General features: G+C 73.0%; 27 protein-coding genes. 6 read left to right on the top strand and 21 right to left on the bottom strand.

What is annotated here, in order from left to right:
* Positions 1 to 150 precede the first annotated feature (150 nt).
* A complete protein-coding gene (gene gndA, locus ACH495_RS22225) occupies positions 151 to 1,593 on the top strand; it encodes an NADP-dependent phosphogluconate dehydrogenase (protein WP_396859621.1) in 1,443 nt (480 codons plus the stop codon).
* A gap of 78 nt (positions 1,594 to 1,671) precedes the next feature.
* Here the strand turns inward: gndA and ACH495_RS22220 are convergent, their stop codons facing one another.
* The 4 genes from ACH495_RS22220 to recO all read right to left on the bottom strand — a co-directional run bounded on the left by ACH495_RS22220 (position 1,672) and on the right by recO (position 3,925).
* Positions 1,672 to 1,872 (bottom strand): thioredoxin reductase, encoded by a 201-nt coding sequence (locus ACH495_RS22220; RefSeq protein WP_396859620.1) that lies wholly within the window; start codon positions 1,870 to 1,872, stop codon positions 1,672 to 1,674.
* A 115-nt stretch (positions 1,873 to 1,987) separates the two neighbouring features.
* Positions 1,988 to 2,173 carry a hypothetical protein gene (locus ACH495_RS22215; RefSeq protein WP_107155717.1) on the bottom strand — a complete coding sequence of 62 codons (186 nt, stop codon included), beginning with the start codon at positions 2,171 to 2,173 and terminating at the stop codon, positions 1,988 to 1,990.
* Between the two features lie 67 nt (positions 2,174 to 2,240).
* A complete protein-coding gene (locus ACH495_RS22210; protein WP_396859836.1) occupies positions 2,241 to 3,017 on the bottom strand; it encodes an isoprenyl transferase in 777 nt (258 codons plus the stop codon).
* A 32-nt stretch (positions 3,018 to 3,049) separates the two neighbouring features.
* Positions 3,050 to 3,925, bottom strand: coding sequence for a DNA repair protein RecO (gene recO, locus ACH495_RS22205; protein ID WP_396859619.1), 876 nt, complete (start codon positions 3,923 to 3,925; stop codon positions 3,050 to 3,052).
* Positions 3,926 to 4,027: 102 nt separating this feature from the next.
* Between recO and ACH495_RS22200 the strand changes: the two genes are divergently transcribed.
* Complete coding sequence (locus ACH495_RS22200) at positions 4,028 to 4,825, top strand: DUF4097 family beta strand repeat-containing protein (RefSeq protein ID WP_396859618.1); 798 nt, start codon at positions 4,028 to 4,030, stop codon at positions 4,823 to 4,825.
* Between the two features lie 12 nt (positions 4,826 to 4,837).
* Here the strand turns inward: ACH495_RS22200 and ACH495_RS22195 are convergent, their stop codons facing one another.
* The 8 genes from ACH495_RS22195 to ACH495_RS22160 form a co-directional block, all read right to left on the bottom strand.
* Entirely contained in the window at positions 4,838 to 6,073 is a 1,236-nt protein-coding gene (locus ACH495_RS22195) for an acyltransferase (RefSeq protein WP_396859617.1), read from the bottom strand.
* 120 nt (positions 6,074 to 6,193) lie between these two features.
* A complete protein-coding gene (gene era, locus ACH495_RS22190) occupies positions 6,194 to 7,090 on the bottom strand; it encodes a GTPase Era (protein ID WP_396859616.1) in 897 nt (298 codons plus the stop codon).
* A complete protein-coding gene (locus tag ACH495_RS22185) occupies positions 7,087 to 7,473 on the bottom strand; it encodes a cytidine deaminase (protein ID WP_343445606.1) in 387 nt (128 codons plus the stop codon). Before ACH495_RS22185 ends, era begins: the two co-directional genes overlap by 4 nt.
* Complete coding sequence (locus ACH495_RS22180; RefSeq protein WP_396859835.1) at positions 7,466 to 8,872, bottom strand: hemolysin family protein; 1,407 nt, start codon at positions 8,870 to 8,872, stop codon at positions 7,466 to 7,468. Before ACH495_RS22180 ends, ACH495_RS22185 begins: the two co-directional genes overlap by 8 nt.
* Positions 8,848 to 9,321, bottom strand: a complete 474-nt coding sequence (gene ybeY, locus ACH495_RS22175) for an rRNA maturation RNase YbeY (RefSeq protein ID WP_091421737.1) — start codon at positions 9,319 to 9,321, stop codon at positions 8,848 to 8,850. The genes ACH495_RS22180 and ybeY overlap by 25 nt, the downstream gene beginning before the upstream one ends.
* A gap of 17 nt (positions 9,322 to 9,338) precedes the next feature.
* A complete protein-coding gene (locus ACH495_RS22170) occupies positions 9,339 to 10,397 on the bottom strand; it encodes a PhoH family protein (RefSeq protein WP_396859615.1) in 1,059 nt (352 codons plus the stop codon).
* A gap of 133 nt (positions 10,398 to 10,530) precedes the next feature.
* Positions 10,531 to 11,907, bottom strand: coding sequence for a serine hydrolase domain-containing protein (locus tag ACH495_RS22165; RefSeq protein ID WP_396859614.1), 1,377 nt, complete (start codon positions 11,905 to 11,907; stop codon positions 10,531 to 10,533).
* 3 nt (positions 11,908 to 11,910) lie between these two features.
* The gene (locus ACH495_RS22160; protein WP_107155707.1) at positions 11,911 to 12,255 is read right to left on the bottom strand and encodes a histidine triad nucleotide-binding protein; all 345 of its coding nucleotides are present in this window, start codon (positions 12,253 to 12,255) and stop codon (positions 11,911 to 11,913) included.
* 37 nt (positions 12,256 to 12,292) lie between these two features.
* Between ACH495_RS22160 and ACH495_RS22155 the strand changes: the two genes are divergently transcribed.
* A complete protein-coding gene (locus ACH495_RS22155) occupies positions 12,293 to 13,054 on the top strand; it encodes an SDR family NAD(P)-dependent oxidoreductase (protein ID WP_396859613.1) in 762 nt (253 codons plus the stop codon).
* Between the two features lie 122 nt (positions 13,055 to 13,176).
* Here ACH495_RS22155 and ACH495_RS22150 read toward each other — a convergent pair whose 3' ends face one another.
* From ACH495_RS22150 to hrcA, 3 genes are all read right to left on the bottom strand, one after another.
* Positions 13,177 to 13,911, bottom strand: a complete 735-nt coding sequence (locus tag ACH495_RS22150) for a 16S rRNA (uracil(1498)-N(3))-methyltransferase (RefSeq protein ID WP_396859612.1) — start codon at positions 13,909 to 13,911, stop codon at positions 13,177 to 13,179.
* Position 13,912: 1 nt separating this feature from the next.
* The gene (gene dnaJ, locus ACH495_RS22145) at positions 13,913 to 15,055 is read right to left on the bottom strand and encodes a molecular chaperone DnaJ (protein WP_396859834.1); all 1,143 of its coding nucleotides are present in this window, start codon (positions 15,053 to 15,055) and stop codon (positions 13,913 to 13,915) included.
* A gap of 71 nt (positions 15,056 to 15,126) precedes the next feature.
* Positions 15,127 to 16,152 carry a heat-inducible transcriptional repressor HrcA gene (gene hrcA, locus ACH495_RS22140; protein ID WP_107155704.1) on the bottom strand — a complete coding sequence of 342 codons (1,026 nt, stop codon included), beginning with the start codon at positions 16,150 to 16,152 and terminating at the stop codon, positions 15,127 to 15,129.
* A 176-nt stretch (positions 16,153 to 16,328) separates the two neighbouring features.
* On the opposite strand from hrcA, the gene ACH495_RS22135 reads away from it, so the two are divergent.
* Entirely contained in the window at positions 16,329 to 16,976 is a 648-nt protein-coding gene (locus ACH495_RS22135; protein ID WP_396859611.1) for a DUF4870 domain-containing protein, read from the top strand.
* Positions 16,977 to 17,018: 42 nt separating this feature from the next.
* On the opposite strand, the gene hemW is transcribed toward ACH495_RS22135, so the two are convergent.
* Positions 17,019 to 18,242, bottom strand: coding sequence for a radical SAM family heme chaperone HemW (gene hemW / locus ACH495_RS22130; protein ID WP_396859610.1), 1,224 nt, complete (start codon positions 18,240 to 18,242; stop codon positions 17,019 to 17,021).
* Positions 18,243 to 18,261: 19 nt separating this feature from the next.
* Between hemW and ACH495_RS22125 the strand changes: the two genes are divergently transcribed.
* Both ACH495_RS22125 and ACH495_RS22120 read left to right on the top strand, forming a co-directional pair.
* Positions 18,262 to 19,047 carry an enoyl-CoA hydratase-related protein gene (locus ACH495_RS22125; RefSeq protein WP_396859609.1) on the top strand — a complete coding sequence of 262 codons (786 nt, stop codon included), beginning with the start codon at positions 18,262 to 18,264 and terminating at the stop codon, positions 19,045 to 19,047.
* A 154-nt stretch (positions 19,048 to 19,201) separates the two neighbouring features.
* Entirely contained in the window at positions 19,202 to 20,062 is an 861-nt protein-coding gene (locus tag ACH495_RS22120; RefSeq protein ID WP_396859608.1) for a hypothetical protein, read from the top strand.
* 69 nt (positions 20,063 to 20,131) lie between these two features.
* Here the strand turns inward: ACH495_RS22120 and ACH495_RS22115 are convergent, their stop codons facing one another.
* The 5 genes from ACH495_RS22115 to ACH495_RS22095 all read right to left on the bottom strand — a co-directional run bounded on the left by ACH495_RS22115 (position 20,132) and on the right by ACH495_RS22095 (position 24,289).
* On the bottom strand, positions 20,132 to 20,962 hold the full coding sequence (locus ACH495_RS22115; protein ID WP_396859607.1) for a carbohydrate ABC transporter permease: 831 nt from the start codon (positions 20,960 to 20,962) through the stop codon (positions 20,132 to 20,134).
* The gene (locus tag ACH495_RS22110) at positions 20,959 to 21,948 is read right to left on the bottom strand and encodes a carbohydrate ABC transporter permease (RefSeq protein ID WP_396859606.1); all 990 of its coding nucleotides are present in this window, start codon (positions 21,946 to 21,948) and stop codon (positions 20,959 to 20,961) included. Before ACH495_RS22110 ends, ACH495_RS22115 begins: the two co-directional genes overlap by 4 nt.
* A complete protein-coding gene (locus ACH495_RS22105) occupies positions 21,945 to 23,237 on the bottom strand; it encodes a sugar ABC transporter substrate-binding protein (protein WP_396859605.1) in 1,293 nt (430 codons plus the stop codon). The genes ACH495_RS22110 and ACH495_RS22105 overlap by 4 nt, the downstream gene beginning before the upstream one ends.
* A 222-nt stretch (positions 23,238 to 23,459) precedes the next feature.
* The gene (locus tag ACH495_RS22100; RefSeq protein WP_098746948.1) at positions 23,460 to 23,744 is read right to left on the bottom strand and encodes a GlsB/YeaQ/YmgE family stress response membrane protein; all 285 of its coding nucleotides are present in this window, start codon (positions 23,742 to 23,744) and stop codon (positions 23,460 to 23,462) included.
* A gap of 260 nt (positions 23,745 to 24,004) precedes the next feature.
* Positions 24,005 to 24,289, bottom strand: coding sequence for a GlsB/YeaQ/YmgE family stress response membrane protein (locus tag ACH495_RS22095; protein WP_269690371.1), 285 nt, complete (start codon positions 24,287 to 24,289; stop codon positions 24,005 to 24,007).
* Between the last annotated feature and the right edge of the window lie 56 nt (positions 24,290 to 24,345).

Raw genomic sequence — 24,345 nt, 5'->3', positions numbered from 1 at the left:
CCGCGAAGGTGGCGCGCGTCGAGGCGCGTCTCGCCGAGGGGTGAGACGCGGCGCCACCGGCTCCTCACCCATCGTCGAGGTGTGATCCCCTCAGGCTACGACCGCGATACGGTCACAGGACGGCAACGAGGACGAGAGGTGGCGGTACGCATGGCAGAGCAGGCGACGGCGCAGATCGGGGTCACCGGTCTGGCCGTGATGGGTCGCAACCTGGCCCGGAACCTGGCCCGCAACGGGTTCGCCGTGGCGGTGCACAACCGGTCACCGGAACGCACCCGCAGCCTGGTCGCCGAGCATGGCGACGAGGGCACGTTCGTGCCGTCCGAGTCGCTGGCCGACTTCGTCGCCTCGCTGGAGCGGCCGCGCGCGGTGATCGTGATGGTGAAGGCCGGCGCGCCGACCGATGCCGTGATCGACGAGCTGATCCCGCTGCTGGAGGAGGGGGACATCGTCGTCGACTGCGGCAACGCGCACTTCGCCGACACCCGCCGCCGGGAGGAGGCGCTGCGCGGGCACGGGCTGCACTTCGTCGGCACCGGCGTCTCCGGCGGCGAGGAGGGCGCGCTGCGCGGCCCGAGCATCATGCCGGGCGGCTCGGCGGAGTCCTACCGCAAGCTCGGGCCGATCTTCGAGAAGATCGCCGCGCAGGTCGAGGGCGAGTCCTGCTGCCGGCACGTCGGGCCGGACGGCGCCGGCCACTTCGTCAAGATGGTGCACAACGGCATCGAGTACGCCGACATGCAGCTCATCGCCGAGGCGTACGACCTGTTGCGGGCCGGCCTGTCGGCGAGCCCGGCGGAGATCGCGGAGATCTTCCGGGAGTGGAACGGCGGCGAGCTGGAGTCGTTCCTGATCGAGATCACCGCCGACGTGCTCGGCCACACCGACGCCGCCACCGGCCGGGCGTTCGTGGACGTGGTGCTCGACCAGGCCGAGCAGAAGGGCACCGGCCGCTGGACCGTGCAGAGCGCGCTGGACCTGGGCATCCCGATCACCGGCATCGCCGAGGCCACGTTCGCCCGGTCGTTGTCCGGCCACGCCGACCAGCGCGAGGCCGCCCGCCGCGTGTTCCCCGACGCCGGCGACAAGTGGCAGGTGGACGACCGGGACACGTTCGTCGAGGACGTGCGCCGCGCGCTGCTGGCCAGCAAGATCGTCGCGTACGCGCAGGGGTTCGACCACATCCGCGCCGGCAGCCGGGAGTACGACTGGGACATCGACCTGGGCGGCACCGCCACCATCTGGCGGGGCGGCTGCATCATCCGGGCCCGCTTCCTGGACCGCATCCGGGAGGCGTACGACAGCGAGCCGGAGCTGGCCACGCTGCTGGTCGCGCCCTGGTTCGCCGACCGGGTCAGCGCCGGCGTCCCGGCCTGGCGGCGGGTGGTGGCCGACGCGGCCCGGGCGGGCGTGCCGACCCCGGCCTTCGCGTCGTCGCTGGCCTACTTCGACGCGCTGCGGGCCGAACGGCTGCCGGCCGCGCTGATCCAGGGGCTGCGGGACAACTTCGGCGCGCACACCTACCGCCGGGTGGACCGGGACGGCTCGTTCCACACCCGCTGGGCCGGCGACCGCTCCGAAGTGGAGGACTGAGCCGCCGCACGCCCACCCGGCCGGCGGCCCGGGCTCCCGGCGCGTCATCGGGCGCGCCGGGCCGGGGCCGTCGCCGGGTCACCGAGCCCAGTCCGCCGCCGGCTCACCGTCGGCCAGCTCACCGATCTCGCCGGAGCGAACCGTCGGAGTGTGCCCGAGGTCGGCGCACCAGCGCTCGGCCACCCCGGCGCACAGCTCGGCGACCGCCTCCCGGCGGCTCGGCTCCACCAGGTCGGCGCCGGCCAGGGCGGCCGTCATCTCGTACCGGAGATCGCGCATCCTCCACCCCCGTGGCGGCGCGTCCCGGCGGCGCGCCCTGCGCCGATGGTAAAGCGGAACGCCCCGCGGATGCGGGGCGTTCCGGGGACGGCCGGTGCGATCCGGCCGCCGAAGGTCAGAAGAACCGGCGCCGCTTGGCCTTCTGCGGCCGGAGCAGGTCCGCGCCCTTGGTCAGCAGACGGCTCACCCCGGTCGGGCCACGACGGGCCTCCAGCGTGTGGCTGAGCCGGCGCGCGCCGGCCGCCGCCAGCGGCACGGCGACCGCCATGACCGCCCACTGCCCGATCCGCTTCTGAATCATGTGGTTCACCTCCGCGTTGGCTGTTGTCCGTACCGGTACCCAGCGCGTCGCGTCGGTAAGCGTGAGCTCAGACTCCCGGGGCCACCGGGTTGGGCAGCGCGCCGCCGAAGCGGCGGTCCCGCTGGGCGTACAGCTCGCAGGCGTACCAGAGGTGGCGACGGTCGAAGTCGGGCCAGAGCGTGTCCAGGTAGACCAGTTCCGCGTACGCGGTCTGCCAGAGCAGGAAGTTGGAGATCCGCTGCTCGCCGGAGGGACGCAGGAACATGTCCACCTCGGGCACCTCGGGGTGGTAGAGGTAACGCGCCACCGTCTTCTCGGTGACCTTGTCCGGATGCAGCCTGCCGGCGGCCACGTCCCGGGCGATCGCGGCGGCGGCGTCCGCGATCTCCGCCTGGCCGCCGTAGTTGACACAGAACTGGAGCGTCAGCGTCGAGTTGTCGCGCGACATCTCCTCGGCGGTCTGCAGCTCGGAGATCACGCTCTTCCAGAGCCGCCCGGCCCGCCCCGACCACACCACCCGGACGCCCAGGTCGACGAGCTGGTCCCGGCGGCGGCGGATGACGTCGCGGTTGAAGCCCATCAGGAAGCGGACCTCGTCCGGCGAGCGACGCCAGTTCTCGGTGGAGAACGCGTACGCCGACAGGTAGGGGATGCCCATCTCGATCGCGCCCTCGACGGTGTCGAACAGGCTGTGCTCGCCCTGCTCGTGCCCCTTGGTGCGGGGCAGCCCCCGCTCCTTGGCCCAGCGGCCGTTGCCGTCCATCACGATGGCGACGTGCCGGGGCACCGCGGCGGCCGGCAACGCCGGCGGCCGGGCGCCGGACGGATGCGGGGTCGGCGGCACCGGCTCGCGGCGGTGCGCCCTCGTCGATCGGATCACTCGGTCATCTCCCTGTCCACACCAGCGGCGGCGGGCCCGGCGCCGGTGCGCGGCGGGACCACACCCGGCCCCGCGCCGCCGGGCGGCGGGACCGCGCCGGGCGCCGGGCCACCCCGGTCGACCAGCGGCAGCGAGCGTAGCGCGCGCTCCAGATGCCACTGGAGGTGCGCCGCGACCAGCCCGCTGCACTCCCGGCGTACGCCGGTCTCGGCGGCGTCGGCGTACCCCCAGTCGCCGCTGGTCAGCGCGGACATCAGCACGAACGTGGCCGGCGCGGGATGGGCCGCGCCGGGCGGCCGGCAGTCCGGGCAGACGGCGCCGCCGGCCGGCACCGAGAACGCGCGGTGCGGGCCCGGTTCGCCGCAGACCGCGCAGGCGGCCAGCGCCGGCGCCCAACCGGCGAACGCCATGCCGCGCAGCAGGTACGCGTCGAGCACCAGCGTGGTGGCGTGATCGCCGCGGGCCAGGGACTTCATCGCGCCGAGGGTGAGTTGGAACAGCCGCAGCGACGGCTCCCGCTCGACCGGGGTCAGCCGTTCGGCGGTCTCGGCGATCGCGCTGGCGGCCGTGTAGCGGGGGTAGTCGCCGAGGAACCGCTTGCCGTACAGCTCGATCGCCTCGACCTGGCTCACCGTGTGCAGCGAGCTGCCCTGGTTGCCCTTGGGGTCGCCGGCGAGCTGGAGGTCGACGTGGCCGAACGGCTCCAGCCGGGCGCCGAACCTGCTGGTGGTGCGCCGGACGCCCCGGGCCACCGCACGCAGCCGGCCGTGCCGGCGGGTGAACAGGGTGATGATCCGGTCGGACTCGCCCAGCTTCTGCACGCGCAGCACCACCGCGTCGTCGCGGTAGAGCTGTCGGCGGTACCCGGCCATCGGTCCATTCTCCCTCGGGGTGCGATCTCAGGGTCGGCTCGGGGTGGACCGGCGGGCGATCCCGGATGTGGCGGTCGCCCGGTCGGTCCTAGTGTGCTGGCCATGGCTTCGCTCCGAACGGCGCCCCGGCCGCGTACGGTGGTGGCCGCGACCGCGGCTGCCGCGCTCATCGTGCTCGCCGGGTGTGACACCCTCTCGTTCCGCCGGCTCGACTACGACCAGACCGAGCGCGTGAAGGTCACCCGGATCACCGTGGACGGCGACGGCTCCGGGGACGTGGTGGTGCGGGCCACCGGCCCGGCCGACCAGGTGCAGATCAAGCGCGTGGTCCGCTACCAGGGCGGCGAGCCGAACAGCCGCTACGAGATCAGGGGCGACGAGCTGGTGCTGCCCACCGACTGCGGGCAGCGGTGCAGCATCTCCTGGGAGGTGACCGCGCCGGCCGGCGTGGCGGTCCGGGGCGGCACCGGCTCGGGCAACGTCGACCTCAGCGAGGTCGGGGCCGTGGAGTTCACGCTCAGCTCCGGCGACCTGACCGTCAGCGGGGCGAGCGGCGAGGTCCGTGCCTCGACCACGTCGGGCAACATCCGGCTGGCCGAGGCGGCCGGTCCGGTCCGGCTGCGGGCCAGCTCCGGTGACATCGAGGCCCGCCGGCTCGCCTCCGCGGTCGACGCGGAGGCGACCTCGGGCAACCTGGTCGTCGAGCTGGACCAGCCGGCCCCGGTCCGGCTGCACGCCACCAGCGGGAACGTCGACCTCGCCGTCCCGGCCGGCCGGTACCGGGTGCGGGCCGACGCGAAGTCCGGCGACACCGACGTGCGGGTGTCGAACGACCCCGGTGCGTCCCTGCTGCTCGACGTGACCGCCACCAGCGGCAACGTCACGGTCACCAGCCGCTGAGCCGGCCGTCGCTCAGTCGACGGCGCGGCGCGCGGACGACCCGGCGACACGGTTCGCGGACGACCCGGCGACACGGTTCGCGGACGACCCGCCGGCCCGGTCCCGGGACGGCCCGGCCGCGCCGCTCGTCGGCCCGGCCGCGCGGCGGGGTGCCGGCACCCGGGTCCCGGCCCCGACCAGCCGGCCCGCCGCGCCGGCCGGAGCCGGGCTGGCCGGCGCGTCCGCCGCCCGTTCCGGCACGGTCCGCCGGGGCCGGCCGGGCACCAGTTCCGGGGTACGCCGGGCCGCCACGTCCTCGACCCAGCCGACCAGCAGCGTCACCACGCCGACGAGCGCGAACACCAGGCCCACCCGCAGCCACAGGCCGACCGGGTCACGCGGCGACCAGCCGACCAGACCGACCAGCGGGGTGAGCGCCACCACGAACGGCATGTGCCAGAGATAGACGGTGAGCGCCCGCCGGTTCATCACGGTCACCGCCCGGCCGAGCACCGGAACGCGGTCGACCCACGCCGCACCCGTGGGCGCCCGGCCGATCGCCACCAGGATGAACGCGGTCGCCCAGAGCGCGTTGCCCAGCGGGATGTCGTTGATGTCGTAGCCACGTGGCCCGGGATGGGTGACGATCCAGGCCAGACCGGCCACGCCGAACGCGCCGGCCACCGGCAGCAGCACCCGGTTGCGCATCCGCCGCAGCAGGCCGTCGTGGTGCGCGAAGCCGAGCAGCCACGCGCCGAAGTAGAGACCGAACTCGCGCAGCACCGTCGGCGGGTTCCGCAGGATGCCGAACTCGATGGCGGCGAGCAGCGCGTACGGGGCGGCCAGCGTGGGCAGCGGCGCGCGGCGGAACAGCCAGAGCACCGGCGGCGAGGCGAGCACGAACCAGAGGTAGTCCCGCAGGTACCAGATCGGGCTGAGCGCCAGCCCGCCCCAGTAGTTGGCCGGCGGGTCACCGATCGGGAAGAGCCAGAGCAGCACCCTCGGGCCGAACGTCAGACCGGTGAGCAGCATCGCCGGCACGAAGACCGCGGCGAGCACCCAGAGCGAGGGCAGCAGCCGGCGCAGCCGCCGCGCCACCGCGGACACCCCGCTGCGATCCAGCGACGCAGCCATCAGCGACCCGGCCAACGCGAACATCACCGCCATCGCCGGGAACACCAGCGTGAGCGTGGCGTAGCCGGTGACGTGGTAGGTGACGACGCGCAGGATGGCCAGGAAGCGGAGCAGGTCGAGGTAGCGGTTTCGCATCAGCTCGCAGCAGGGTCCGGGGGCAGAGACTCTGGCCCCTACCCTGCTCCGGCAGCCTGTGAAACGTGTGAAGACGCCGACGGGACGTGAGATGTCCCATAGGTCTGGCTGATCCGACCCTCAGAAGCCGAGCTTGCGCAACTGCTTCGGGTCGCGCTGCCAGTCCTTCGCCACCCGAACGTGCAGGTCCAGGTAGACCCGGGTGCCCAACAGCTCCTCGATCTGGCGGCGCGCGGTGGTGCCGACGTGCTTGAGCCGGCTCCCCCGGTGACCGATGACGATCGCCTTCTGGCTGGACCGCTCCACGTAGAGATCCGCGTAGATCTTCGTGAGGTTGCCCTCCGGGATCATCTCCTCGACCACCACGGCGATGGAGTGCGGCAGCTCGTCCCGGACCCCCTCCAGCGCCGCCTCCCGGACCAGCTCCGCGACGAGCACCTGCTCGGGGTCGTCGGTGAGCATGTCGTCCGGGTAGAGCTGGGGCGACTCCGGCAGGTAGCCGGTCATCACGTCGACGAGCGTGTCGACCTGGTGGCCGGAGACCGCGCTCACCGGCACCACGGCCGCGAAGTCGCCCAGCTCGCTGACCGCCAGGAGCTGCTCGGCCAGCCGCTTCTTGTCCACCAGGTCGGTCTTGGTGACCACGGCCAACACGGTGGCCTTGAGGCTGGCCAGCTCGCCGGTGATGAATCGGTCGCCCCGGCCGACCGGCTCGTTCGCCGGTACGCAGAGCCCGATCACGTCGACCTCGCTCCAGGTCTCCCGGACCAGGTCGTTGAGGCGCTCGCCGAGCAGCGTGCGGGGACGGTGCAGGCCGGGCGTGTCGACGAGCACGAGCTGCGACTCCGGCCGGTGCAGCACCGCCCGGATGACGTGCCGGGTGGTCTGCGGCTTGCTCGACGTGATGGCGATCTTGGTGCCGACGATCGCGTTGGTAAGCGTCGACTTGCCGGCGTTCGGCCGGCCGACGAAACAGGCGAAACCGGCCCGGTAGGGACGGTCCTCGGGCGTGGTCACTCGACCACCGTGCCGAGCACCGTGCCGTCCGGCGCGGCCACGTGGATCGGCGCGTCGGCGGAGAGGTCGCGCACCGCCGCGTGCCCGGCGCCGTCCAGCGTCGACGCCTCGGTCACCACCACCGCGGCCTCCAGCCGGCTCGCGCCCGCGGCCACCGCCGAGGCGACCGCCAACTGGAGCGCGGTCAGGGTCAGCGACGGCAGCGCCACGCTGGCCGCCGCGTACGTCCGGCCGTCCTGGTCGCGGACCGCCGCGCCCTCCACGGCCCCCACCCGGCCCCGCGCGCCCCGGGCCAGCACGACGAGCTTGCCGTCCTCGGCGCTCAGCTCGGCCGGATCGGCGGGGGTGGGCCGGGCGGCCGGCACGGCGGGTGACTCAGGCATCGGCGGGTTGCCTCTCCTCGGAACGGTTGTGGTTGCCACGGGACTCGGTCGGATCGGGTCGCCCCGCGCCGTCGGACGCGGAACCCGGCTCGGACCGCCTCACCAGCACGGTGTCGATCCGGTTGCGTCGGCCGGTGGTGCCCTCGGCGATCAGCCGCAGGCCGGCCACCTCGGCCTCCGCGCCCGGGATGGGCACCCGGCCGAGCGCCTGGGCGAGCAGCCCACCGACCGTCTCCACCTCGTCGGTGGGCAACTCGGTGTCGAACAGCTCGCCCAGATTCTCCACCGGCAGCCGGGCGGTCACCCGCACGGCCCCGTCCGGCAGATGCTCCACCGGTGGGCGCTCGACATCGTACTCGTCGGTGATCTCGCCGACGATCTCCTCCAGGATGTCCTCGATGGTGACCAGCCCGCCGGTGCCGCCGTACTCGTCGACCACGATGACCAGGTGGTTGCGGGCCGCCTGCATCTCGGAGAGCAGATCGTCCACCGGCTTGGACTCCGGCACGAACGTCGCCGGGCGCATCAGCTCCGCCACCGGCATCTGCCGCGCCCCCCGGTCGCCCTGGGTACGCCGGATCAGATCCTTGAGGTAGAGCACGCCGAGCACGTCGTCGACGTTCTCACCGATCACCGGGATGCGGGAGAACCCGGAGCGCAGGAAGAGCGCCAGCGCCTGCGCGAGCGTCTTGCGTTCCTCTATCCACACCATCTCGGTGCGCGGCACCATCACCTCACGGGCGATCGTGTCGCCGAGCGCGAAGACCGAGTGGATCATCTGACGCTCGCCGTGCTCCACGACGCCCCGCTGCTCGGCCAGGTCGACCAGCTCACGCAGCTCCACCTGGGTGGCGAACGGGCCCTCGCGGAAGCCCTTGCCCGGGGTGACCGCGTTGCCGATCAGGATCAGCAACGACGCCAGCGGGTTGAGCGCGCGGCCCAGCCAGCGCACCAGCGGCGCGACCGCCCGGCCGACCGCGTAGGCGTGCTGCCGGCCCAGCGTGCGCGGCGCCACACCGACCACCACGAAGCTGACCACCGTCATCGCCCCGGCGGTGACCAGGGCCGCCCGCCAACCGGCGCCGAACGTGTCCACCGCCACCAGCGCGACCAGCGTGGTGGCGGTCAGCTCGGCCAGCAGGCGGAGCAGGAGCAGCAGGTTGAGGTGGCGGACGACGTCGCCGGCGACCGCCTGGAGGGCACGCGCGCCGCGGGCCCCGTCCCGGGTCAGCTCGGCCGCACGCGCCGGGGAGACCGCGGCCAGCGCCGCCTCGGTCATCGCGATCAGGCCGGCGAGCACCACCAGCCCGGCCCCGAAGAACAGGAGCTGGAGATCGGGCAGGCCGGCCGGGGCCGCCGCCACGGGAGTGACCATCACCGGGACCGGGTCGACCGCCAGCTGGCCAGCAGCCGGGCCTGGAGACCGAACATCTCCCGCTCCTCCTCGGGCTCGGCGTGGTCGTAGCCGAGCAGGTGCAGCACGCCGTGCACGGTGAGCAGGTGCAGCTCGTCGGCGGCGGAGTGCCCGGCGGCGGCCGCCTGCTTGGCGGCCACCTCCGGGCAGAGCACGATGTCGCCGAGCAGGGCCGGCTCGCCGCCGGCCGGGCTGCTCTCGCCCGGACCGTGGTCGACGCTGCCCTCGTCCATGGGGAACGCGAGCACGTCGGTCGGGCCGTCGCCGCCCATCCAGCGGTGGTTCAGCTCCGACATGTATTCGATGTCGACAAGCAGCACCGACAGCTCGGCGAGCGGGTTCACCCCCATCTCGTCGAGGGCGTGCCGGGCGACGGCGAGCACGGCGTCGGTGTCGACGTCGACACCGGACTCGTTGGCGATCTCGATGGACAACTGTCTTCCTCTGGTGGTTAGCGGCGCCGGCCGGCCCGGCCGCCCTGGGCGGTCCGCCCCGGCACGGCGTGCACGCTCTGCGCCTGCTGGTTCTCCCGCTCGGCGTCCCAGCGGGCGTACGCGTCGACGATCTCACCGACCAGCTTGTGGCGGACCACGTCGGAGCTGGAGAGCTGGGCGAAGTGCACGTCCTCGACGTTGTTCAGGATCTCCCGGACCACCCGCAGGCCGCTGGTCGTCCCGCCGGGAAGGTCCACCTGGGTGATGTCACCGGTGACCACGATCTTCGAGTTGAAGCCGAGCCGGGTGAGGAACATCTTCATCTGCTCGGGCGTGGTGTTCTGCGCCTCGTCCAGGATGATGAACGCGCTGTTCAGCGTCCTGCCCCTCATGTATGCCAGCGGCGCGACCTCGATCGTGCCGGCGGCCATCAGCTTCGGGATGGACTCCGGGTCGAGCATGTCGTGCAGCGCGTCGTAGAGCGGGCGCAGGTAGGGGTCGATCTTCTCGTTGAGCGTGCCGGGCAGGAAGCCCAGCCGCTCGCCCGCCTCCACCGCCGGCCGGGTCAGGATGATCCGGTCGACCTGCTTGGCCTGGAGCGCCTGGACGGCCTTCGCCATGGCCAGGTAGGTCTTGCCGGTGCCGGCCGGGCCGATGCCGAAGACGATGGTGTGCGCGTCGATCGCGTCGACGTAGCGCTTCTGCCCTAGCGTCTTGGGACGGATGGTGCGGCCGCGCCGGGAGAGGATGTTGAGCGTCAGGACCTCGGCGGGCCGCTCGGCGCCGCCCTGCTCGAGCATGCCGACGGTACGCCGGACGGCGTCAGTGGTCAGGGTCTCGCCTTTCTCGATCAGTTCGAGGAGCTCACTGAAGAGACGCTCGGCGAGGGCGTTGTCGGCGGGCGCACCGGTGATGGTGATCTCGTTGCCGCGCACGTGGACGTCGCTGCTGACCGAGCGTTCGACGAGACGCAGGATCTCGTCGCCCGCGCCGAGCAGGTTCACCATGATCTTCTGGTCTCCGACCGTGATCCTGGTCTGCACCCGGGGCGGGCCGGGAGGTGGGGTGCCGGTCATAGGTCGGGCCGTCGGGCCCTGCGCCACCTGCTCTCCGATCTCGGCGCCGGGCCCTGCTGGCGCGGCGTACGGTTGCTCCCATCGTATCGGGTCGGCACCGCACGCACCGCGCCCATTTCCGGTGCCCGGCCGGTCAGTCGCCGGCCCGGAAGTCGTACCCGTCGAACGCCTCCTGCCGCCGGGTGAAACGGTAGGTCGCCCAGTGCATCCGGACCACCACGCCCCGCTCGTCCCGGGTGAGCCGGAGCAGCTCGCCCGCCTCCCGGCCGGAGACCGTACGGAACACGTCCGGCCGGTCCGGCAGCGGCGCGAACACCGACGGCGGCTTGCCGGCCGGGTCGTCCGCGCCCCGGGCCCGCAGCGCGCCGTCGTGCCAGCTGAAGACGGACTCGAACCCCTCGCCCCACCAGCGGCCCAGCATGCCGCGCAGGTGCGCGGGCGCGGGCGGGCCGGGACGCCACGGTTCGATCTCCGCCGGGTCGTGCTCGGCGGCGGCGTCGAGCAGCTCGTGCGCCAGGGCGAGCGCCTCGACGCCGGTGCCGGACGAGCCGAGCACCGCGCACCCCATTCCGCCGGCGGTGCCCTCCCCGCCGCGTCGGCCGTAGACGGCGGCCAGGAAACCGGGCATCGCGCCGTCGTGCCCGACGTGGGTCACCCGGCCCGGTCGGGGCACCAGGATCAGCCCCAGGCCGAAGCCGACCGCCCAGAGCGACTCGTCGGTGGTGGTCAGCGGCCAGCGCATCTCCTCGACGGTGGCCGGGGTGAGCACCGCGCCGGCCGGGTCGAGCGCGGCCGGGTCGGCCAGGAAGGCCGCCCAGCGGGCCATGTCCGGCGCGGTGCTCCACAGCTGGGCGGCCGGCGCCACCGCGCCGAAGTCGGTGGGCGGTTCCGGGTGCGCCTCGTCGGAGTACGCGTCCACCAGGAAGCCGGTGGCGGCCCGCTCCCCCGGCGTGACGCCGGTGGCGGTCAGCCCGAGCGGGGCGAGCACCCGGTCGGCGAGCACCTCGGCCCAGGTGCCGCCGCGCCGCCGGGCGACCAGCTCGCCGAGCAGCGCCAGGCCGAGGTTGGAGTAGTGGAAGCGCCGGCCGGTGGGCAGCACCCGCTCCACCCGGACCAGGTCGGCGAGCAGCTCGTCGACGGCCGGGACACGCAGGCTGTCCCACACGTCGCCGTGCGGCTCGCGTTGCAGGCCGGCGGTGTGCGACAGCAGCCGGCGGACGGTCAGCCCACCGTGCGCGGGCAGGTCGAGATGCCGTCCGACCGGGTCGTCCAGGTCCAGCAGGCCGTCGTCCCGGCACTGCATGACCAGCACCGCGGTGAACGTCTTGGTGACCGAGCCGATCCGGAAGACGGTCTCCGGGTCGAGCGGGGTGTCGTTGCCGGTGCCACCCACCGCGCGGGCCCAGAGCGGCCGGTCGGCCCGGTGCAGCGCCGCCGACAGCGCCGGGATCCGCCCCTTCGCCTGGGCCTGCCGCGCCATCCGGTCGAGCCGGTCGGAGATCGCGGTCACCGGTCAGCGGCAGAGCATGGGGCCCAGCGGCGCGCCGCCGAGCAGGTGGGCGTGCACGTGGAAGACCTCCTGGCCGCCGTACGGGCCGGTGTTGAACATGAGCCGGAACCCGTCCACCGTCAGGCCCTCCTCCTCGGCCACCAGAGCGGCGGTGTGGAGCACCTCGCCGGCCAGCGTCGGGTCGCCCTGGGCCAGGGTGGCCACGTCCGCGTAGTGCTCCTTCGGGATCACCAGCACGTGGGTGGGGGCCTTCGGGTCGATGTCCCGGAAGGCGAGGGTGGTGGCGGTCTCGCGGACGATGGTGGCCGGGATCTCCCCGGCGACGATCCGGCAGAACAGGCAGTCCATCGCAGCAGTGTAGGGAACGTACGGCAGGATGGCCGCCATGGCGGGACGGGCGGTGCTGGTGACGGGGGCCTCGCGGGGCATCGGGCGGGCGGTGGCACGGGCGTTCGCGGCCGGCGGGGACCGGGTGGCGGTCCACCACCGGGACTCGGCCGAGCTGGCCGAGGCGCTGCGCGCCGAGTTGCCCGGTGACGGGCACGTGGTGGTCCGCGCCGACCTGGCCGACCCGGACGCCGTACGGACCATGGTGGACTCCGCGGCCCGGCTGCTCGACGGCCTCGACGTGCTGGTCAACAACGCCGGCGTGTTCGGGCCGGCCGACCCGCCGCACCCGGTCTTCGGCAGCAGCTACGAGCAGTGGCGGGCGCGCTGGCGGGAGGTGCTGGACACCAACCTGGTCGGCGCCGCCAACGCTGCCTGGTGCGCCGCCCAGCACATGCGGGAGCGGGGCGGCCGGATCGTCAACGTGTCGTCCCGGGGCGCGTTCCGGGGCGAGCCGGCCAATCCGGCGTACGGGGCCAGCAAGGCGGGGATGAACGCGATGGCGCAGTCGCTCGCGGTGGCGCTGGCGCCGTACGGCATCGGGGTGGCCTGCGTGGCGCCCGGTTTCGTCGAGACCGACATGACCAACGAGCACCTCAAGAGCGAGCGTGGCGAGGCGGTGCGGGCGCAGTCGCCGTTCGGTCGGGTGGCCCGCCCCGAGGAGATCGCCGCCGCCGTCCACTGGCTCGCCAGCCCCGAGGCCGAGTGGGCGTCAGGCACCATCATCGACCTCAACGGCGCCTCCTACCTCCGCACCTGACCCCCACCCCCCAACCCCCACCCCCACCCCACCGCGCGCTGATTCACGGAAAGAGTGGCTATCCGGCCGCGAATAGCCACTCTTTCCGTGAAACAGCGGCCGGGGGGCCCAGGGGGTGGGGGTTACCAGCGGGGGAGGCGGGTGGAGAGGACGGTGAGGGCGGCCACCCCGGCGGTGGAGGTGCGCAGCACCGTGGGGCCCAGGCGGACCGGGCGGGCACCGGCCTGACGGAATGTCGCCAGCTCCGGCTCGGCGATGCCGCCCTCGGGGCCGACCACCAGGACGATCTCGCCGGTCGACGGCAGGTCGACAGTGGTCAGCCGCTCCTCGGCCTCCTCGTGGAGCACGAAGGCGGCGTCGGCGCCGGCGATCCGGCGGGCCACCGTGGCGGTGGACTCGTCCGGGGCGCCGGCCACCACCGGCAGCCACGGACGGCGGGCCTGCTTGGCGGCCTCCCGGGCGGTGGCCACCCACTTCTCCCGGGCCCGTACGCCCCGGTCGCCCCGCCACTGGGCGACCGAGCGGGACGCCGCCCAGGGCACGATCTCGTCCACCCCGACCTCGGTCATCGCCTGCACGGCCAGCTCACCCCGCTCGCCCTTGGCGATCCCCTGCACCACCACCAGCCGGGGGACGCACGCGTCGGCGTACCCCCGGGAGGTGACGTGCGCCTCGAGCGTGCCCCGGCCGACGGCGGTGACGACCGCGGCGGCGGTGCCGCCCCGACCGTCGGCGAGCAGCAGCTCCTCGCCGACGCGCAGCCGCTGCACGGTGGCCGCGTGGTGGCCCTCCGGGCCGTCCAGCGTCACCGTGTCACCGGTGGGCAGCGCCTCGACCAGGAACAGCGGTGCCGACACGTCAGGCGTGCCCGTTGAAGGCGTCGCGCATCCGGGAGAAGAAGCCGCCCTGCTTGGTCAGCTCGGCGACCTCCTCACCACGGGTCTTGGCGAAGTCGCGCAGCATCTTCTCCTGGTCGGCGTCGAGCTTGGTCGGGGTCCGCACGTCCAGGTGGACGTAGAGGTCGCCGCGGCCGGTGCCGCGCAGGTGCGGCACCCCGCGGGCGCGTAGCCGCAGCGTGCTGCCGGGCTGGGTGCCGGCCTTGACGTCGACGGTCTCCTCGCTGTCCAGCGTCTTGATGGTCAGCCGGGTGCCGAGCGCGGCGGCGGTCATCGGCACGGTCACCCGGCAGTGCAGGTCGTCGCCCTTGCGGGAGTAGACGTCGTGGGTCCGCTCGTGGATCTCGACGTAGAGGTCACCGGCGGTGCCACCGCCCGGGCCGACCTCGCCCTGCTGGGCCAGCCGGATCCGCATGCCGTCCTCGACGCCGGCCGGGATCTTGACGGTCAGCGAGCGGCGGGTCCGCACCCGGCCGTCACCGGCGCAGGTCGGGCAGGGGTGCGGGATCGTGGTGCCGTAGCCCTGGCAGACGGTGCACGGCCGGGCGGAGACCACCTGGCCGAGGAACGTCCGCTGCACCGACTGCACCTCGCCGCGGCCACCGCACGCCTCGCAGGTGGCCAGGTGGGTGCCGGCGGCGGTGCCGGCGCCGGAGCAGGTGGTGCAGAGCACCGCGGTGTCGACGGTGATCGGCGCCTCGACGCCGAACGCCGTCTCGTTGAGGTCCAGCTCCAGCCGCAGGATCGCGTCGGCGCCCGGCCGGGTACGCGGCCGGGGACCCCGGCTGCCGCCCGCCGCGCCGCCGAAGAACGCGTCCATGATGTCCTGGAAGCCGACGAACGGGCCGGCGCCGCCCGGGCCACCCGCGCCCGCGCCCCCGCCGCCCGGGGCGAGCGGGTCGCCGCCCAGGTCGACGATCTGCCGTTTCCGGTCGTCCGAGAGGACCTCGTACGCGGCGTTGATGTCCTTGAACTTCTCCTGTGCCTCCGGGTCCGGATTGACGTCCGGGTGGTATTGCCGCGCCAACTTCCGGTAGGCACGCTTGATGTCGTCGTCGGAGGCGTCCCGGCTCACGCCGAGAATGCCGTAGTAGTCCCTGGCCACTGCGTTCGGTGTCCTCATGTTCGTCTCACGTCGCCGGTCGCCGGCCGTTCCCGGCCGTCGGCCCTGACTGGTCAGTTCTGGGCCAGCAGTTCGCCCACGTAGCGTGCCACGGCCCTCACCATGGCGATATTGCCGGGGTAGTCCATCCGGGTCGGCCCGAGCACGCCGAGCCCACCGACGATCGTGGCACCCGGGCCGTATCCGGTGCTGACCACCGAGGCGGCCCGCAGGTTGTCGATCTCGTTCTCGTCGCCGATGAGCACCCGGGTGGTGTTGCTCGGCTCGGTCTCGCCGATCAGCTTGAGCAGCACGACCTCCTCTTCGAGCGCCTCGAGGATGGGACGCAGCGAGCCCTGGAAGTCGAGCAGGCCGCCCCGGGTCAGGTTGGCGGTGCCGGCCAGCGCGATCCGTTCCTCGTGCCGCTCGACGAGCGTCTCCAGCAGCACGGTGGAGAGCGTGGTCATGGCCGGACGCAGGTGCGGCGCGGACTCCTCGACCAGCGCCTGCACCAGCGGCGGCGTCTCGGCGAGCTGGCTGCCGACCAGTTTCTCGTTGACCAGCCGGCGCAGGTCGGTCACGTGCTCGGCGGGGACCGGGGCGGGCAGCTCGACGAGCCGCTGCTCGACCCGCCCGGTGTCGGCGATCATGACGACCATCAGCCGGGTGGTGGAGATCGGCACCAGCTCCAGGTGGCGCACCTTGGACCGGGCCAGGCTCGGATATTGCACCACTGCCACCTGCCGGGTGAGCTGGGCCAGCAGCCGGACGGTGCGGTGCACCACGTCGTCGAGGTCGACGGCGCCGACCAGGAAGCGCTCGATCGCCCGGCGCTCGGCCGGGCTGAGCGGCTTGACCCGGGAGAGCCGGTCGACGAAGAGGCGGTAGCCGCGGTCGGTGGGCACCCGGCCGGCGCTGGTGTGCGGCTGCCGGATGTAGCCCTCCTCCTCCAGCACCGCCATGTCGTTGCGCACGGTCGCCGGCGAGACGCCGAGCTGGTGACGCTCGACCAGGGCCTTGCTGCCCACCGGTTCCTGCGTGGCGACGTAGTCCTCGACGATGGCGCGCAGCACGGCGAGCTTGCGGTCGTCGAGACCCATGTCACCCACCTCCCGAGCTGGCTGGCACTCGACTGTAGCGAGTGCCAGTCTACGTCGGCACGCCCGCCGACGCGATGATCAGCGACGGACCTCGGGTGCGGTCCGTCGCACAACGGCGGCGCGTCGGGACCGAACAGCCCTGGTGCCGCTTGCCCCCGGGACCTACCGTGACGTCCATGACTGAACCTCCTCGCCCTCCCGGAGCGGGGGACCCCGGCCCCCAGCCCGACCCGTTCCCGCCGTCGGCACCCTACGGCTCCTCGCCGGCCGACGAGCCCCCCACCGCACCACTGTCCGGGGCACCGGGTGGGGGCGGCTATCCCCCGCCCGGCGGTTATCCGCCCCCGGGCGGCCAGCCTCCGCCGGGTGGCTATCCCCCGCCGGGTGGCTATCCCCCGCCCGGTGGTGGCACGCCGGGCTACGGCGCGCCCGGCGGTGGCTACCCCGCCGGCGGCTCCTACGGCCCGCCGGCCGGCTACGCCAACAACGACGACAAGACCTGGGCCCTGGTCGCGCACTTCGGCGGCGCGGCCGGGATGCTGATCGGCGGCGGCGTGCTGGGCTGGATCGCGCCGCTGGTGGCGCTGCTGGCCCGCGGCAACCAGTCCCCGACCGTGCGGGCGCACGCGGTTGCCGCGCTGAACTTCCAGCTCATCTGGTCGGTCATCGCGCTGGTCGGCTGGATCCTCACCTGCATCCTGATCGGCCTGGTGGTCGGCTTCGGCGCCATGATCGTCGGCATCATCTTCGGCATCCTGGCCGGGGTGAAGGCCAACGAGGGGCAGCTCTACCGCTACCCGATGTCGGCCAGCCTGATCAAGTGACGGGTGCCGGCCGGTCCCGCGCGGCGGGACCGGCCGGACCGGTCAGGGCAGCAGGTCGCGGACGACCGCGTCGGCCAGCAGCCGGCCGCGCAGCGTGAGCACGGCACGACCGCCCGCGTACGCGGCGGCGTCGAGCAGCCCGCCGGCCCGGGCCCGTTCCGCGCCGGCCCGACCGGCGGCGTCCAGCCCGTCCAGCGGCAGCCCGGAGTCGAGCCGCAGCCGCAGCATCACGTCCTCCATGTGCTGTTCGTCAGCGGTGAGCCGTTCCCGGGCCAGCGCCGGCGAGGCGCCGTCGGCCAGCCGCTCCGCGTACGCGGCCGGGTGCTTGACGTTCCACCAGCGCACGCCGCCGACGTGGCTGTGCGCCCCCGGGCCCAGGCCCCACCAGTCGGCGCCGGTCCAGTAGAGCAGGTTGTGCCGGCACCGGGCCGCCTCGGAGCGGGCCCAGTTGGACACCTCGTACCAGGAGAAACCGGCCGCGTGCAGCGCCGCCTCCGCGGCCAGGTAGCGGTCCGCCGCCACGTCGTCGGAGGGGTACGGCAGCTCGCCCCGGCGCATCCGCGCGGCCAGCCGGGTGCCGTCCTCCACGATCAGGGCGTACGCGCTGACGTGGTCCACACCCGCGTCGACCACCTGGGCCAACGAGGCGGCGAAGTCGTCGGCGGTCTCCCCCGGCGTGCCGTAGATCAGGTCCAGGTTCACGTGGTCGAACCCGGCGTCGCGCGCCTCGGCGGCAGCGGCGGTGGCCCGGCCCGCGCTGTGCCGCCGGTCGAGCACGGCGAGCACGCCCGGCGCGGCCGACTGCATGCCCAGCGAGATCCGGGTGTAGCCGGCCGCCCGCAGCGTCCTCAGCGACTCCGGGGTGACCGACTCGGGGTTGGCCTCGGTGGTCACCTCGGCGTCGGCGGCCAGGCCCCAGGTGCGGTCGATGCCCTCCAGGATCCGGGCCAGGTCGTCGGCGGGCAGCAGGGTGGGCGTGCCGCCGCCGACGAAGACGGTGTCCACCCGGGGCGGCGGGGAGTCGCCGAGCACCCGGCCGGCGAGCGCCAGCTCGGCCAGCACGCTGTCGGCGTACGTCTCCCGGCTCGCCCCGCCGCCCAGCTCCGACGCGGTGTACGTGTTGAAGTCGCAGTAGCCGCACCGGCTGGCGCAGAACGGGACGTGCACGTACACGCCGAAGCCGCGGCCGCCGACGGCGCGGCGGGCGGCGGCGGGCAGCGACCCGTCGCGGGGGACGGGTTCGCCTTCTGGAAGGACGCCGGGCATGGCCACTAGTGTGCCCGGCATGACCTCTCCGGACGCTCTCGTACGGGTCGCCACGGCCCGTGGGGTGACCACCCTCACCCTGGACAGCCCGCACAACCGCAACGCGCTCTCCACGCCACTGATGACCGAGCTGCTGGCCGGGCTGGCCGCGGCGGTCGCCGACGACGCGGTCCGGGCGATCGTGCTGGACCACACCGGCCCGGTCTTCTGCTCCGGCGCCGACCTGAAGGAGACCGCCGCCGCGTACGCCAGCGGGACCGTGCCGGCCGGCATGCTCGGCGACGTGCTGGTCGCCGTCCGGGAGTGCCCGAAGCCGGTGCTGGCGAAGGTGGCCGGGCCGGCCCGGGCCGGCGGGCTGGGCCTGATCGCCGCCGCCGACCTGGCGGTCTGCGCCGAGGAGGCGACGTTCGCGTTCACCGAGGTGCGGATCGGCGTGATCCCGGCGGTCATCTCGGCGACCGTGCTGCCCCGGCTGAGCCCGCGGGCCGCCGCCGAGCTGTACCTGACCGGTGAGACGTTCGACGGCCGGCGGGCCGCCGAGGTCGGCCTGGTCACCGCCGCGGTGCCTGCGGACGGGCTGGACGCCGCCGTGGAGCGCTACCGCGCCGCGCTGGTCAAGGGCGCGCCGGCGGCGCTGGCCGGGGCCAAGGAGCTGCTGCGTCGGCCGGCCGCGACCGATCTGCGGGCGGAGGTTGCCGAGTTGGCGGCGCTCTCCACCGGGTACTTCCTCTCCGACGAGGGGCGGGAGGGGGTGCTCGCGTTCCGCGAGAAGCGCCCGGCGGCGTGGGTGCCCGCCGGAGGATAGAAGGAGGGGCCCCCGGTTAACGCCTCCGGTATAGGCGGGGCCCCCGCTTAACAGCGACCCGTCACGGGGCGGTGACACGGCGGCGAGCAGGCCGGTCGGCCGAGTCGGGAAGCGGCACCGGCGACGTACGCTGGTCGGACTGTCAGGACAGGGGGTGCGAGTGCGGACTCGACCGGCGATCGTGGCATCTGGTGTGGTGGTGTGCGTGCTGGCCCTGCTCGCGATCTGGTTCGTGACCAAGCAGTTCGGTCACCACCTACGGCTGCCGCTGGCCAGCCGGACCTGCACCGTGCAGGCCGACGGCGAGGTGGTGCTGGGCGCCGACCAGATGGCCAACGCGGCCACCATCGCCGCCATCGGGGCGCAGCGCCGGATGCCGGAGCGCGCGGTGGTGGTGGCGCTGGCCACCGCCTACCAGGAGTCGCACCTGCGCAACATCGCCCACGGCGACCGCGACTCGCTCGGCCTGTTCCAGCAGCGCCCGAGCCAGGGCTGGGGCACGCCGGAGGAGATCCAGGACCCGCGCTACGCCACGCGGAAGTTCTACGCCGCGCTGAAGAAGGTCAAGGGCTGGGAGCAGATGCGGGTGACCGAGGCCGCCCAGCGGGTGCAGCGGTCGGCCTACCCCGAGGCGTACCAGAAATGGGCGGACGAGTCGGAGGTCCTCACCCGCGCGCTGCTCGGCCAGGCGACCGGCGCGGTGGCCTGCACGGTCGGGTCGACTCCGACGCTGCGGGGCCCGGCCGCCGCCAGCGCGGTGCTGGAGGGCCTGACGCTGGACTGGGGCCTGCCCCGCTTGACCGCGGCGACGACGCTGACCGGGCTGACCGTGCCGGCCGGTGACGACCGGGACGGCTGGCGCTACGCGCACTGGCTGGTCTCGCACGCCGACGACAACGGCGTGAAGCGGGTCCGCTTCGGCAGCCTGGAGTGGACCGCCGAGCAGGGCACCTGGGGCCGGGTGAAGGGCGACCCGGCGACGCAGGTGCTGGCCGAGGTCTTCGCCGACACCTGAGCCGGCACCTGAGCCGGCGACGGGCCGCCGGCGTCCCGCCGACGGCCCGTCATCGAGGTCGACCGGGGCTCAGCCCTTCACCGCGCCGGCGACCAGCCCGGAGACCATCCGGCGCTGCACCAGCAGGAAGAAGACGATCACCGGCAGGGTGAACAGCGTGGACGCGGCCATCACCGAGCCCCAGGCGGTGTCGTCCCGGCCGAAGAAGAACGTCATCGCCACCGGCAGCGTGTATCTCTGCTGGTCGTTGATGAACGTCAACGCGAAGATCAGCTCGTTCCAGGCGGTGATGAACGAGAAGATGCTCGTCGCCACCAGGCCGGGCGCGACCAGCGGGAACAGCACCTTGCGGAAGGTCTGCGCCCGGCTCGCCCCGTCGATGGCGGCGGCCTCCTCCAACTCCTTCGGCACCGCCGCGACGAAACCGCGCAGCATCCAGACCGCGAACGGCAGCGAGAAGCCGAGGTAGGTGAGGATCAGGCTGGGCAACGTGTTGTAGAGGCCGAGCCGCTGGATCATCAGGAACAGCGGGATGACCAGTGCCTCCAGCGGGATCATCTGCACCACCAGGAGCAGGATCAGGAAGCTGGTGCGCAGTTTGAACCGGAACCGGGCCACCGCGGTCGCGGCGAGCAGCGCGACCAGTCCGCTCAGCAGCACGGTGGCCACCGCGACCAGCACGCTGTTGAGGAAGAAGTCGAGGAACGTCACGCCGGGGATCAGGTTGCCGGTGAGGATCTCCCGGTAGTGCTCCAGCGTGGGCTCCGCCGGCACCGGGCGCGGGGTGGCCGAGAAGATCTCCCGGTTGGGCTTCAGCGAGGTCGCGATCATCCAGTAGACGGGGAACGCGGCGAAGAGCGCGACCAGCAGGCCGGCCCCGTTGAGCGCGATCTTCTTCACGACTCGTCCTCCTGCTTGAGCACCATGCGGACGTACAGGGCGGTCACCGCGAGCAGGATCACGGTGAGGATGACGGCGATCGCCGAGCCGAGGCCGTACTTGGGCGGCGGCGAGAACGCCTCCGCGTACGAGTAGATCGACAGCATGAACGTCGACCGGTCCTGGGTGCCGCCGGCCAGCACGAACTGCTGGGTGAAGACCTTGAAGTCCCAGATCGTGGAGAGCACCACGAGGATGCCGAAGACCGGCCGCAACATCGGGAACGTGACCGCCCAGAAGACGCGCCACGGTCCGGCGCCGTCGACGCGGGCCGCCTCCTGCAACTCGGTGGGCACGCTCTTGAGCCCGGCCAGCACGCTCACCGCGATGAACGGGAACGAGTGCCAGACCACCACCAGCGTCAGGATGCCGAAGAACAGCAGCGGGTCGTTGAACCAGCCGTAGCCGGTCCAGTCGCTACGCCCGAACAGGGTCGTGGAGAGGCCGTCCGGCAGCTTGTTGAACAGCCAGGTGACCAGGCCGCTCGTGTCGTCGAAGATCCACTTCCAGACGATGGTGCCGGTCAGCGCCGGGGTGGCCCAGGCGAGCATCACGCAGCTCGCCACGAACGTGGCCATCCGCTTGCCGAGCCGGTTGAGCAGCAGCCCGACCAGGGTGCCGAGCACCATGGTGAGCGCCACGTTGGCGAACGCGAAGAGCACGGTGTTGCGCAGCACCGTACGGAAGAACGGGTCGCCGAGGATCTGCGCGTAGTTGGCCAGGCCGACCCACGGCCACTCGCGGTCCCCCCGGAGCTGTCGGACGCTGTCCAGCTTGTAGAAGGACATCATCACGACCTGGCCGAGCGGCCAGAGCAGGAGCACGGCGATGATCGCCAGACAGGGCAGGAGCAGCAGGTACGGGAGGCGGTCCACCCGGGGGCGGCGCCGCCGCGCGGGGGTCTCCCGCGCGGCGGCCTCGCCGGTGGCCTTGGTCAGCGTGCTCACTTGGCGTTGAGAATGCTTTCCATCTCGGTGGCCGCGTCGGCGGTTGCCTTCTCGACCGTCTTCTGGCCCTTGATGACCGAGCTGTTCATCGCCTGGGTCACCGTCTTGGTGCGGCTGACCTCGACCCACTTCGGGGTGAGCGGGGTCAGCTTGGTGTTCTGGATGGCGGTCGCGAACGCGGCCATCACCTTGTCGTTGGCGTAGTTCCCGCCGCTGACCAGGTCCTGGTAGACCGGGAAGAAGCCGAGGCTGCTGGCGAACTCCTGGTCCTTCTGCTTGCTCAGCAGCACGGTCATGTAGTCCCAAGCCAGCGCCTGCCGCTCGCTGTCCTTCCAGACCGCGATGTCGGAGCCGCCGGCGAACGCCGGGGCGGCCTTGCCGTCCGGGCCGGGGATCGGGAACGTGCCCCAGACCTTCTCGATGTCGGGGTTGTCCTTCTTCATCGCGCCACCCTGCCAGCTACCGGCGAACGCCATGGCGGCCTTGCCGGTGGCGAACTGGGTCCGGGCGTCGACCTCGTTCCAGCCGGCGGCGGCCGGCGGGGCGACCTTGTGCACGGTCACCAGGTCGGTCCAGAACTTGACCGCCTTCTGCGCCTCGGGGGTGTGGTAGCCGGACTTCCAGGTGTCGCCGTCCTTGGTGGCGATCTCCCCGCCGGCACCCCAGAGGAAGGAGTAGAACGGCAGTTCGGAGTTGCCGGGCAGGGCGATGCCGTAGGTGCCGGGCTTCTTGGCCTGGACCGCCTTCGCGGCGGCGACCATCTCGTCCCAGTTCGTCGGCGGCTTCACGCCCGCCTCGGCGAACCAGTCGGTGCGGTAGTAGACGGCGCGCACGCCGGCGTACCACGGCACGCCGTACTGCTTGCCGTCGAGCTGGGCGTTCTTCACCAGGTCGGGCAGGATGTCCTTGCCCTCGGACCAGCCGTTGAACTTGTCCGTGACGTCGGCCAGGGCCTCCTGTGCGGCCCAGCCCTGCGTCTCGGTGTTGCCCAGCTCGGTGACGTCGGGGCCCTCGCCGCCGGCGAGCGCCGCCTGGAACTTCTTCGGCGCCTCGAGCCACGGAATGTACTGCACCACGACGTCGGTCTCGGGGTGCTTCTTCTTGAACTCCGCCTCGACCGTGTCGAGGAACTTCGTCTGGGCGTCGCCGCCCTCACCCATCATCCAGACCGTCAGCTTGCTGTTGTCGGCGGCCTTGTCATCGTCGCCGGAGCCACCGCAGCCGGTCAGCACCAGCGCGGCCGACGCCACGATGGCGGTGACCGGAGCCAGCCGCTTCCACCTGTTCACGCCATATCTCCCTCAGGGCCGTTTGGCACTAACCTTCTCCGCCGCACCTTAGTAGGAAAATTTCCTTTACAACAGGGGGTGGGCCCGGCGGGCGGCCGAGGCGACCGTATCGCAGCCGAACGCCCGGCCGGCAGGGGTGCCGTCCGGGCAGGTCAGAGCAGGAGTACGCGGACGGGCGCCCGGCCGGTGGCCGGGCGCCCGTCGAGCGTCGTGGTGCGAAGGTCAGTAGCGCGAGACGCTCCGCCGACGACCGACGCCGGCCACCAGGGCCACCGCGATGGCGGCGAAGAGCACCTGCAGCATCAGCTCACGCCAGTCGATGCCGGCGGTCTCGGCGAAGCCGGAGGCGCGGGCGACGATCGTGCCCAGCAGCGCGGCGCCGACACCGATCAGCATGTGCAGCCACATCGGCATGTTCTGACGGCCCGGCACGACCAGCCGGCCCAGCGCGCCGACGATCAGACCAACGACCAGCGCCGTGATGATGCCCCAAACGGTGAGCTCCATGGTCGCCCTCCTCCTTCAGATCGAGTCACACGATGTCGTGTGGTTTCTGTCGTGACCGCTAAGTTCCCGACCGGCGAAAAATCCAAACCGACTCCGGTGACGAATTGTTCGGCCGCGCCCCGAGCTGGGGATTCTCGCCCAAATGACCACACCGGCCGTCGTCTGCCATACCGTCGGCCAACCGATCGACTTCAATGCGAAACGGCGACGGGCGCCCGGCCGGAAGGCCGGGCGCCCGTCGCGGCGCGTAGATGACGCGGTCAGTGGTGGGTGACACCCCGCCGACGACCGACCCCGGCCACCAGGGCCACGGCGATGGCGGCGAAGAGCACCTGCAGCAGCAGCTCGCGCCAGTCGATGCCGGCGGTGTCGGCGAAGCCGGACGCCCGGGCGACGATCGTGCCCAGCAGCGCGGCGCCCACACCGATCAGCATGTGCAGCCAGATCGGCATGTTCTGGCGGCCTGGCACGACCAGCCGGCCCAGCGCGCCGACGATCAGGCCGACGATCAGCGCGGTGATGATGCCCCAGACGGTGAACTCCACGGTCGGTCCTCCTATAAGCGGTTTCGCACGTTCTGTGCGGTTGCTGTCGTGACCGG

The sequence above is a fragment of the Micromonospora sp. NPDC018662 genome (assembly GCF_044391475.1).
In the GTDB taxonomy this organism is placed as follows: Bacteria; Actinomycetota; Actinomycetes; order Mycobacteriales; family Micromonosporaceae; genus Micromonospora.
Note: the sequence above shows the minus strand (reverse complement) of the source record. Positions and strands in the feature narration are given on the sequence as shown.